14 protein-coding genes are annotated in these 9,479 nt (G+C 71.1%); 5 read left to right on the forward strand and 9 right to left on the reverse strand.

Translation table 11 applies throughout. The features are described from left to right. Positions 1-7: 7 nt before the first annotated feature. Genes VFR64_22870 through VFR64_22885 form a run of 4 tightly spaced genes read right to left on the reverse strand, consistent with a single transcriptional unit; the run spans position 8 to position 2,553 of the window. Complete coding sequence (locus VFR64_22870; protein HET9492578.1) at positions 8-1,048, reverse strand: 2-oxoglutarate and iron-dependent oxygenase domain-containing protein; 1,041 nt, start codon at positions 1,046-1,048, stop codon at positions 8-10. Positions 1,049-1,079: 31 nt separating this feature from the next. Next, positions 1,080-1,952, reverse strand: coding sequence for an alpha/beta hydrolase (locus VFR64_22875; GenBank protein HET9492579.1), 873 nt, complete (start codon positions 1,950-1,952; stop codon positions 1,080-1,082). Positions 1,953-1,978: 26 nt separating this feature from the next. Beyond that, positions 1,979-2,347, reverse strand: coding sequence for a type II toxin-antitoxin system VapC family toxin (locus VFR64_22880; GenBank protein ID HET9492580.1), 369 nt, complete (start codon positions 2,345-2,347; stop codon positions 1,979-1,981). Then, complete coding sequence (locus VFR64_22885; protein HET9492581.1) at positions 2,344-2,553, reverse strand: AbrB/MazE/SpoVT family DNA-binding domain-containing protein; 210 nt, start codon at positions 2,551-2,553, stop codon at positions 2,344-2,346. Before VFR64_22885 ends, VFR64_22880 begins: the two co-directional genes overlap by 4 nt. 130 nt (positions 2,554-2,683) lie before the next feature. On the opposite strand from VFR64_22885, the gene VFR64_22890 reads away from it, so the two are divergent. Genes VFR64_22890 through VFR64_22900 form a run of 3 tightly spaced genes read left to right on the forward strand, consistent with a single transcriptional unit; the run spans position 2,684 to position 4,123 of the window. After that, on the forward strand, positions 2,684-3,187 hold the full coding sequence (locus VFR64_22890) for a peroxiredoxin (GenBank protein HET9492582.1): 504 nt from the start codon (positions 2,684-2,686) through the stop codon (positions 3,185-3,187). A 14-nt stretch (positions 3,188-3,201) separates the two neighbouring features. Continuing rightward, positions 3,202-3,678: a peroxiredoxin gene (locus VFR64_22895; GenBank protein ID HET9492583.1), complete on the forward strand. Its 477-nt coding sequence runs from the start codon at positions 3,202-3,204 to the stop codon at positions 3,676-3,678. Between the two features lie 19 nt (positions 3,679-3,697). Then, positions 3,698-4,123 carry a hypothetical protein gene (locus tag VFR64_22900; protein ID HET9492584.1) on the forward strand — a complete coding sequence of 142 codons (426 nt, stop codon included), beginning with the start codon at positions 3,698-3,700 and terminating at the stop codon, positions 4,121-4,123. A 22-nt stretch (positions 4,124-4,145) separates the two neighbouring features. Here the strand turns inward: VFR64_22900 and VFR64_22905 are convergent, their stop codons facing one another. The 3 genes from VFR64_22905 to VFR64_22915 all read right to left on the reverse strand — a co-directional run bounded on the left by VFR64_22905 (position 4,146) and on the right by VFR64_22915 (position 6,178). Then, complete coding sequence (locus tag VFR64_22905) at positions 4,146-5,447, reverse strand: hypothetical protein (GenBank protein HET9492585.1); 1,302 nt, start codon at positions 5,445-5,447, stop codon at positions 4,146-4,148. Positions 5,448-5,494: 47 nt separating this feature from the next. Further along, positions 5,495-5,791: a hypothetical protein gene (locus VFR64_22910; protein ID HET9492586.1), complete on the reverse strand. Its 297-nt coding sequence runs from the start codon at positions 5,789-5,791 to the stop codon at positions 5,495-5,497. A 123-nt stretch (positions 5,792-5,914) separates the two neighbouring features. Further along, on the reverse strand, positions 5,915-6,178 hold the full coding sequence (locus tag VFR64_22915) for a hypothetical protein (protein HET9492587.1): 264 nt from the start codon (positions 6,176-6,178) through the stop codon (positions 5,915-5,917). Between the two features lie 220 nt (positions 6,179-6,398). On the opposite strand from VFR64_22915, the gene VFR64_22920 reads away from it, so the two are divergent. Further along, complete coding sequence (locus tag VFR64_22920; protein HET9492588.1) at positions 6,399-7,661, forward strand: diguanylate cyclase; 1,263 nt, start codon at positions 6,399-6,401, stop codon at positions 7,659-7,661. A gap of 43 nt (positions 7,662-7,704) precedes the next feature. Here the strand turns inward: VFR64_22920 and VFR64_22925 are convergent, their stop codons facing one another. After that, on the reverse strand, positions 7,705-8,004 hold the full coding sequence (locus VFR64_22925) for a hypothetical protein (protein HET9492589.1): 300 nt from the start codon (positions 8,002-8,004) through the stop codon (positions 7,705-7,707). A gap of 291 nt (positions 8,005-8,295) precedes the next feature. Between VFR64_22925 and VFR64_22930 the strand changes: the two genes are divergently transcribed. Then, entirely contained in the window at positions 8,296-8,742 is a 447-nt protein-coding gene (locus tag VFR64_22930) for a hypothetical protein (GenBank protein HET9492590.1), read from the forward strand. On the opposite strand, the gene VFR64_22935 is transcribed toward VFR64_22930, so the two are convergent. Further along, the coding region (locus VFR64_22935; GenBank protein HET9492591.1) for a hypothetical protein at positions 8,687-9,479 on the reverse strand (793 nt) is incomplete at its 5' end. The genes VFR64_22930 and VFR64_22935 overlap by 56 nt on opposite strands.

The raw sequence follows: 9,479 nt of genomic DNA on the forward strand, positions 1-9,479 counted from the left end.
CCCGACGTCAGCCCCGACCCGGTAGCGGCGCGGCGCTGTAGCCTCTCTGGTGGAAGTAGTTGGCGTTGTAGAACTCCAGCACCAGATCCCGGTAGACCGCGGGCGCGTAGCGTGGCGGGTTGTCGGCGCTCACGCAGGTCGGCAGACACGCGATCACCGAGGCCGGGTTGGGGCTATAGAAGAAGGCGACGGAGTAGCGGTCGGTCCCCGAGTCGTTGACCACGCCGTGAGGTGTGGACAGGAACCGGTCATTCGACCACCGCCGGGTGACGTTGCCCAGGTTCACGAGGAACGTCCCCGGGATCACCGGCGGAGCCAGCCACTCGCCGCCGGGTAGCCGCACGGCCAACCCGGGCCCGCCTTCCCGGGCCAGGATGGTGATGAACGAGTTGTCGGTATGGGGGCCCTGGCCGAACCGCTCGTCGTCGTCCGTCTCCTGAGGCGGGTAGTGCAGGAACCGTAGATTGATGTGCGCCTCGTCGGCGAAGAACGGAGCGAAGTAATCGGCCGGCATGTCGAGCGACCGGGCGAGCGCCGGCAGCATCCGCTCCCCCAGCGCCTCCAGCGCCTTGAAGTACCGGACCATCGCCGCCCGCATCCCCTCGTGACCCCGCGGCCACTGGTTGCGGCCTCGCAGCGGGGTGCCGGCCCGGACGTCCGGGTGGTCCGGCCCCCGGTCGTGGCTGATGAAGAAGCTCTCGTTGTAGTTCGGCCGCGTGGCCTTGTGCACCGTGGAGTGGCGTTGCATGCTCTGATTCACCGGCAGATAGCCGATGTTGTTCTCGTTGAGCGTGAGCCGCATCTTCTCGTCCAGAGGCAGGGCGTGGAACTCGCGGCTGGCACGGAAGGCGGCCTCGACGACCGTGGCGGGCACGCCATGGCCGGCCACGTAGAAGAAGCCGATTCGTTCGCAGGCCTGCCGCAGCTGCGTTGCGGCCGCCTCCAGTCCACCGGAGTGGCCCGAGAACGCGGGCTCGAAGTCGATGACCGGGATCGCCTTCGTCACCTCGTCGAGGTTCCGGGCCGCCTGGGCCTTGAAGATGTTCATGCCCGGAGCATCGGCGGTTCGCCATGCCCTGTCAAGCGCGGCACCCCCCCGCCCGGCCGTCGCACCAGTCCTCGATCGCCCGCCGCATCTCGACCGGGCTCTCGGTGGGGATCCAGTGGCGCGCCTGGAGCATCCTCACCTGCCCTCGGGGAAGCTGGGCCAGCAGCCGGGCCGTGAGCGCAGGATCGCCGAACTTTCCACCGGTCGAGAGCAGGGCCAGCCCAGGCGGGCCGATGGCGCGGAGATCGGGCAACGGCGCCGTCACCGCGAGCAAGCCGGCCAGGTACACCGCCGTGGGGGTGTACTTCAGATCCTCGCGCACGGAGCTGAAGCGCGCCTCCGGGAATGCCTCGGGGCCGGCCGCGGCCACGGCCACGCGGGCCTCGCGATCGAGCTGCTCGAGGTCGAGCGCGGGGAGCTGCCGCCGGTACAGCCCCAGCCGGTTGCCGGCACGCACCAGCGCCGCCAGCGCCCCCGCGGCCGGCCGCAGTCGCGCCGCGACACGCAACAGGCCCGTCAGCGCCTGGCGGAACATCGGCTCGATGAGCACGAGGCCCCGAGTGGCCGCCGGTGAGCGGGCCGCGAAGTGCAGGGCGACGTTGGCGCCCAGACAGTGCCCGATGACCACGGCGGGCGGCGCCTGCTCCGCGGTGAGGATCTCTTCGAGATCCCGGCACCACACGGTCAGTCCGACCGGGCCCCGGTACAACGAGGCCCCGAAGCCGCGCAGGTCGAGGCGCAGGAGGTCCCAGGTCTCGCGGAGCCGGGTGGTCCTCACGAACTCGGACCAGCGGGTGAGGTTGCTGGCCAGGCCGTGGACCAGCACGACGATCCGGCGCGGCGGTCCGGGCCGCCAGAGGCGGTAGGCCAGCCTCGCGCCGTCGGAGGTGACGAAGGTGCGCAAGTGGCCCTCCGGCCGGAGCTGCTCCGTCAGCGGACTACGACCGTGTCGGGGAGTCCCGTGAAATCGGTGTCGCCGGTGACGAGGGTCGCGCCGAAACGGCGGGCGGTCGCGTACACCAGCGAGTCGGCCATGGCCAGACCGTGGGCGAGCGACAGGTCGGCGGCCTCCAGCGCGAGGGGCTCGTCCACCGGCGCGATGGTCGCCCGTCTGAGCACCGAGACGGCTTCCACCGCCCGCTCTTCGCTCAGGTCACGACGGATCACCTTGTACACCTCGTAGACCGCGATCACGGAGACCAGCAGCGAGTCGCGCCCCTCGATGTACCTGGCGAAGCGGTCCGCCCGGGGCCGGCCGGCCAGATACTCGATCCAGCCGCTCGAGTCGACCAGGATCAGAGCCGGTCCTTCTTCTCGCGCAGGCCCTTGACGCTCACTCCCCGGGCGATGCCGCGGTACGCCCGCAGTGGGCGCTCCGGCACCAGGAAAATGACTCCCCCCTTGTCGAGGACCGTGATCCGCATCCCGGGCCGGAGGCGAAGACGCTCCCGCGCCCCCCGCGGCAAGACGAGCTGAAACTTGGTCGACAGGGTGACGGACTCCATTGGCTTACGGTGATCCTATCGATCGCAGTTTTGTAAGTCAAGGCACCGTCTCGCACGACGATCGCAGCGTCCTGTATACTCGCAGCGGCAGCGACGCCGGACCGACCAATCATTGCTACAGGAGGATCCGATGGCGATCAAAGTGGGCGACCGACTCCCCGATGGAACCCTGACGGAGCTGATCGACACGGAGCGGCCAGGCTGCACCATCGGCCCCAACAACTTCTCGGTGAGCGAGCAGGCCAAGGGCAAGCGCATCGCTATCCTGGCCGTGCCCGGGGCCTTCACGCCGACGTGCTCGGCCAAGCACCTGCCCAGCTACGTGCAGAACGCCGACACGCTCAAGACCAAGGGCGTGGACGAGATCTGGTGCATCGCCGTGAACGATGCCTTCGTGATGGGGGCCTGGGGCAAGGACCAGAAGGCCGGCGGCAAGGTGCGGATGATGGCCGACGGCAGCGCCACCTACACCAGGGCCCTCGGCCTGGACATGGATCTGACCCCCCGCGGCCTGGGCGTGCGCTCGCAGCGCTACTCCATGCTCGTGGAGGACGGCGTCGTCAAAGCGCTCAACGTGGAGCAGCCGGGCAAGTACGAGGTGAGCAGCGCCGAGGCCCTGTTGCAGAAGCTCTGAGCCCAGCCGCGTACATGCCGGCCATCAAGGAAGGCGGCAAGGCGCCGAGCTTCACCCTCGAGGACGGCGCGGGCCAGCGCGTGAGCCTCGGCGACTTCAAGGGCCAGGACGTCGTGGTGTACTTCTATCCTCGAGACGACACGCCCGGCTGCACCAAGGAGGCCTGCGGATTCCGCGACCTCTGGAAGGACTTGCAGCGTGCGGGCGTCGTCGTCCTCGGGGTCTCCGCCGACTCGCCGGCATCGCACGAGAAGTTCGCGAGCAAGTACAAGCTGCCCTTCCGTCTCCTGTCCGATCCCGAGCGCAAGGTGATGCAGGCCTGGGGCGCCTACGGCGACAAAGTGATGTACGGCAAGAAAACCAAGGGGGTGATCCGCTCCACGGTGTGGATCGGCCCGGACGGCGTGGTCCGCAAGCACTGGGCGCGCGTCAGGGACGCGGCCACCCATCCCGCGGAGGTGCTCGAAGCGATCCGCGGACGATCGGGGTGAGTCAGCGTCCCTTGCGTGGATGACGACGACCGCGGGGCTGACCTTGCGGAAGACCTGCCCGACGCTCTGGGCCTCCACGGGCCGGGCCGGTCCCACGAAAACGAGGCCCAGCAAGGGTCGCCAGGCGATCGTCGACCTGCACGGCCGGGTTTCCAGATGCCGGGAAAACCGGTGGATCTGGGAGCTCCTCGCCGACCGCATGGTATTCATCGGCGCGTACGGCGCCGAGCGTGTGGCCACGCCCCGTCCCCCTCGCCAGCGCGGATCGACACCTGAAGAGGCGATGTACGCCGCCGTTACCGACGCCCACCGGCTGAGCGTGCGCATCCGCCCGACGCCGTGTGTCGACACGATGAGCGGCGATCGTTACGCGTCCACCGTCGAGGTGGGTCTGGACGGCGCCGTCTACCGCGGCTGCGGCGACGTTCTGCAGCCCGGCAGGTAGCGGGAGCCCGACGCGGCGAAGATCAGGGTCCCGGCCGGCGGCACGCGGAATCGACGCGCGCCGCGACGTCGCTCGGGCCGAGCCGCTGGAGAGTAGCCGCGACGCTCGCCGACAGGGAGGGGGCGCGGTGATGCCGGGCGGCAGCGTCCAGCGCTCGCAGCAAGGCGAGGCCGGGCGCGTCGTCCTGCATCGCCGTGAGCAGATGGTCGGAGCCGAGGGCGACGAGATTGGCTCCCCCTGGCCAGACGGCGTCCGCCAGCAGCACCACGCCGTCGTTAGGACCGTGACGGCGCATGATGTTGTAGCTGCCCCAGAGCCGGCGACCAACGGTGCCGGACACGGGCACGGCCACGAGGTTGACGACGGCGATGGAGTCAGGGAGCCGGGCGCCGTCCAGGCGTTCGCGGCTGGGTCCCGTCGTGATCGACGTCAGGCCGGCCAGGTTCCAGCCGGTGAACCAGAGAACCGTACGTGTCAGCCAGGACGCCGGCGGTCGCAGGGCGATGTCGGCGAGCGGTGACCCACCCAGGGCGCCCCCGGCGTTGAGCCAGGCGGCCACACCGGCGCTTTCCTCCGGCGTGAGGAGCCGGGAGAGAGCCAGAGCCACTTCGGCCCCTGATTTGCTGGTGCTCACGAGGATCAGCGGGCGCCCCTCGCGACCGGCGTCCCGCACGGCGGCGGCGACGACTGCGGCGTTGTTCTCGACCGAACCACTCTCGGGGGTCGGGACGAGCTGGTGCGGAATCCCCAGCCGCTCGAGCAACCGGCGCTGACGCGCGAAGTCGGCTCCGACCTCGGGGTGGCTGCGGTAGAGCCAGGCCGGCGCGAAGAGCACCGTGTACGGAAAGCCTTCTGCCCGGCGGAGGATCTCTTCGGAGCAGTCCGCGCCGTCGCGCAGAGCCTGATCGAAGACGGCCTGCACGGCACGGCTCGTCTCGTCGTTGCCGAGGACCCCGGCGAATGCGAGGGCGGCGAAGTCGACGGACACGTGCTGCGCGAGCTCACGGAGCTGCACCCGGTCGGGGAGCCGACGGCGCTCCGGGTTCGGGCTGGAGCTCAGATGACTGACGAGGTCCGTGCTGAGCAGGCCCGGCGCCAGGGCGGCCAGGTGCGGACGGGGCGATCGCTGCGCCAGAAGATCCACGAGCAGGCGCCGTGCCGGCTCGGAATCCACCAGCCCGGCGAGGTGCTCTCCCGACGGGTCGCCGGCAACCAGCTCCAGCCGGCCGTGGCCGGCGCAGCCGAGCGCCAGCAACATCGCCACGACGAGGAGTGCCGCGCTCCACGGGCTGAGCGCCGCCCGGCGGGAGCACAACGCGCTCATCGCGTCATGATAGCAAGAAGCAGCAGGGGACAGGATTGCCGCGGACGTCAGCGCGCCGCGGCACGCCCGAAGGCAACGATCAGTGGATGGGGCCGGGCCGGGGTCGACCGCAACTGGGGCAGGAACAGCGTGGCCAGAAAGAAGGGATGATCGGGCAGCTCGACGATGCGGAGCTCGCCGTCATCGCCGAAGCCCGAGAGCGTGAGGCCGGCCTCCGTCAACGCCGGATGAACGGCGCGATCGACGCCGTAGTTGCAGCGAAAATCCTCGAGGGCCGTCGCCGATCCCCAGATGGCGGCCGCCCGGGTGCTGGGGACGATCGTGACCCGCTCCGCCTTGCCCACCAGGGAGCAGGCCAGCGGCGTGATTACCAGACGGTTACCGTGAGGATTGGACTCGGCGTGATCGGCGTTCTCGAGCCCGAGAACGTTGCGCGCGAACTCGACGATCGCGTGCTGGAATCCGCCTCAGGTCGCGACCAGCGGCACCCCCCGCTCGCGCGCAAACCGGATCGCGGCGAGCGCGCCCTCCATGCTGCGATAGGGGCTGGCCGGGGCGATGACGAGCCCCGCGTAGCCGGCCAGACGCGCGGCCGGCTCGGGCGGCCGCGCTTGCCCCGTCGGCACCCATTCGAAATGGAGCCCGGCGTGCGTGAGCGCCTGGTTCGTGGCCTGGTGCGTGAGCTCACCGGGATCGAAGTCGCCCACGACCCCGATCGCATCGCCTCGCATGCTCATCGTCATCCTGACCGTGACGGTCGGCACAGCGTAGTCACGGGGCGGCGTCCATCGCAAGACGCTGCTGCGTCAGGCTGGCGCGGAGAGCCAGGCCGAATGTGCCATCACGGCAGCGAAAGGACACCTAACCCGTTGATTCCGTGCTTGGTATTGGCATTGCTTCCCCTGCCCCCGGGGCGCACGAACCGGTTGGCCCCAGGGGGCGCTGGCTACCGTGACACAGGCTGTTTCGCTCGTCGTTCCTGCCTTGCTCTTCTCGATCGCCGCCGGGCTCGCCATATCAGGCACGCTGCCCGACTGGCTCGCCGAGGCCGTGGAAGTGGCGCCGCTGGCGGTGTTCGGGGGCGCCGCGTCCGTCGGCATCTTGCTACGCCGCGGTCGACTCGTCCTGGGCATCGTCACGCTCGTCCTCGCCGATCTCGCGCTCGCCCATCTGGGCAGTCGCCCCGTGTTCAACGCGGTCGGGCTGCTCCTCCCCCTGAACCTGGCGGTCATCGTCTGGCTCCGCGAGGCGGCGATCGTCACAGCCCAGGGTGGCTTGCGGCTGGCTGCGATCCTGGCCCAGGGCGGCATCGTGGCGACCCTGAGGCATCCCGAGCTGGCCACTCTCGCCCGGTCGCTCGAAGAGCCGCTGGTGCCGGTAGACCTGGCCCGCTGGACCGCGCTGCCGCACATCGTGCTCGTGGCGTTCCTCGTCGGCCTGGGCGGGGTCCTGGTGAGGCTCGGGCTGTCCCGTCGCTCGTTCCCGGCCGCCGTCGCCTGGGCGCTCATCGCCTCGTTCCTCGCCCTGGAGGGCGCCGGGGCCGGGCGACCCGCCAACATCTACTTCGTCATCGCCGGGCTGCTCCTCGTCGTCGGCACGTCGATCGACCGGTCGTTCTTCACCTTCGTCGACGACGCCACGGGTCTTCCCGGACGGCTGGCCCTCAACGAAACGCTCCGGCGGCTGCGCCGGCGCTCCCTGCTGCCCGGACGGTACGCGCTGGCCTGCGTGGAGATCGACGAGTTCAGGAACTTTCGCGCCGAGCACGGCCCCGATGCGGCTCGCCGCGTGCTACGGCGCATCGCCGACGCGCTCAGGCGTGTGGGGGGCGGGGGGCGTGTCTTCTACTGTGAGGGCAGCACGTTCGCCATCGTCTTCCGGCGCACGTCAGCCAAAGCGGCTGCCCGTCACCTCGAGGTCGTCCGGGGCGCCATCGAGGTCGCGACCATCGACGTGCGGGTGCCGGAGCGCCCGCGCCCGGGCACGCGCCCCGCGCGCGCCGGCGCCGTCGACTGGACGGTGGCGGTGACGATCAGCGGCGGCGTCGCCCAGCCTCAGACGCGCCGCGACGATCCCCACGAGGTCCTGCGCGCCGCCGGTCGTGCGCTGGACCGCAGCAAGCAGGCCGGCCTGAACCGCATCCTGGTGGCCACTTCGGAGCCTGTCCCCGCAAGCGTCGGCGAGCCCCGCCCTCAGGGCCAGACCTGGACGTAAGCCGCGCGCTGCCGACCCCCTTGAACGGGACGGTCAGCAGCCGTCAAGGAAGCGCGGGCATGCGGAAGTCGCGAATCTGCTTGTCAGGCGCGTCCAGGCAGCGCTGACCGCACGCCTGGTGGCGGGGCCAGAAGGTGCACTCGGTCACTCGCCGGAGCGAGCGGCACCCGAGCGCCTCGGCCAGACCGGCGCGCCGGATCAGCACGCCGGCGCTCAGGCCGAGCTGCGGACACCGCACGAGCTTGTGACGCCGGAAATGCTGGCGGGCAGCGAGACCCACGGGAACCATGACATAACACACGGCCAGGAGCAGGAGACTCGCCAGGACCAGCGCGCTGTTCATGTGTCCTCCCTCGAGGAGACGATGAGGCCCGGGGCGGGAGCCATCCGCCGGCCGGGCCTCTCAGCGCAGGGCGTTGGGCCCTGCGCGTCCCGGCGTCCGCCGGGACCCTAGGTCTGCAGCAGCGTGTTCGCGGCGACCTCCGGCATCACGCGGGGCCGCCGCCTGCCCTATCGGGTGGAGTCATTCTCACCTCCCGTCTCATGCCTTCGACTTTCGCCATCAGTGAACCGCGGTCGCGATGCGGGCACAATAAGCCTGGCGGATCAATTCTCTGGGCCTGGAGGAACATCCATGATGCTTCGGCGCTTCATCCTCGTCGCGCTGGTGGGGGCGGTCGTCGCGGTGCCGCTGGCGACACCGGAGGCCCAGCCGGTCGATCGACGGCAGCGGATCGTGGTGCCGCCGGCCGCGCGGGAGCGCGTGCTCGCCGAGATGCGGGCCATGCTGGAGTCCGTCAACGGCGTCCTGCGCGCGCTCGCCACCGGTGACCTCGCCGCCGGCGAGAAGGCCGCCCGGGCATCGGGCCTCGCCACGGCGGCCGACGTCGAGCCGGAGGTCAAGCGCGCCCTGCCGCCGCAGTTCCTGAGCCTGGGGATGCAAACCCACCGGGGCTTCGACCGCGTCGCCGAGGAGCTGCGCGCCGGCGCCGCCCGCGAGGCCATCGTGGCCAGCCTGGCCGAGGTCACGTCGCTGTGCGTGGCCTGCCACGCGGCGTATCGTCTTGACGAGGCGCGCTGACGAGCGCGGCGACCAGGTTGGCGGCGACAGCGGCGATCGCCAGCCAGACCAGCGGGCCCGACAGCGCGACGGCCGGAGCCACCGCCGTCCATCCGAGGCGGACGAGCACCTCGGCGCTGCGCAGGATGACGGCCCCCAGCAGTAGCCAGAACGTGAGCGTGCGGGCCGCGGGCCACGGCAGCGGCCGGCCCTCCAGGACCGGGATGAGGCGGTAGGTCATGGCGACGACGATGGCCGTCAGCACGCCGACCGTCAGGAGGTGGCGCACGGCGTCGGCCATCAGGTGATCCGGCTGGCCGCCCGCGGTGAGCGCCAGGCCCAACGCCGCGCCCGCGAGCCCTGCCACCGCAGAGCCGGCCGCGAGTCGGAACAGCCGGGCCTCGGCCGGGCCCCGCGACAGCATCGGCAGCGAGGGCCCCGGGCGACGAAACGTCCGGCCCGTGGCCATGACGGCGACGATCGTGCCCAGCGCGATGAGATCCCCGGTTCGGGCCACGGTCTGTCCCCACGCCGGCGGCGCCATCTCCCCCGCCGCGACGAGCCCGGCGGCGCCGGCGAGGAGCAGCGGGACGGCCCGCACGAGCGCGAGCGGGATGCGCCAGTCGGCGACGAACATCGGTCCCGCGCGCAACAGGACGCCGAGCACCCAGCCGACGACCCCGCCGACAAGCCCCATCGCCGGCACCGCGCGCAATCCGCTCACCGTGGGAACGCCCAGCCCGCCGACCAGGGCATGG

The sequence above is a fragment of the Candidatus Methylomirabilota bacterium genome, from assembly GCA_035709005.1.
In the GTDB taxonomy this organism is placed as follows: domain Bacteria; phylum Methylomirabilota; class Methylomirabilia; order Rokubacteriales; family CSP1-6; genus 40CM-4-69-5.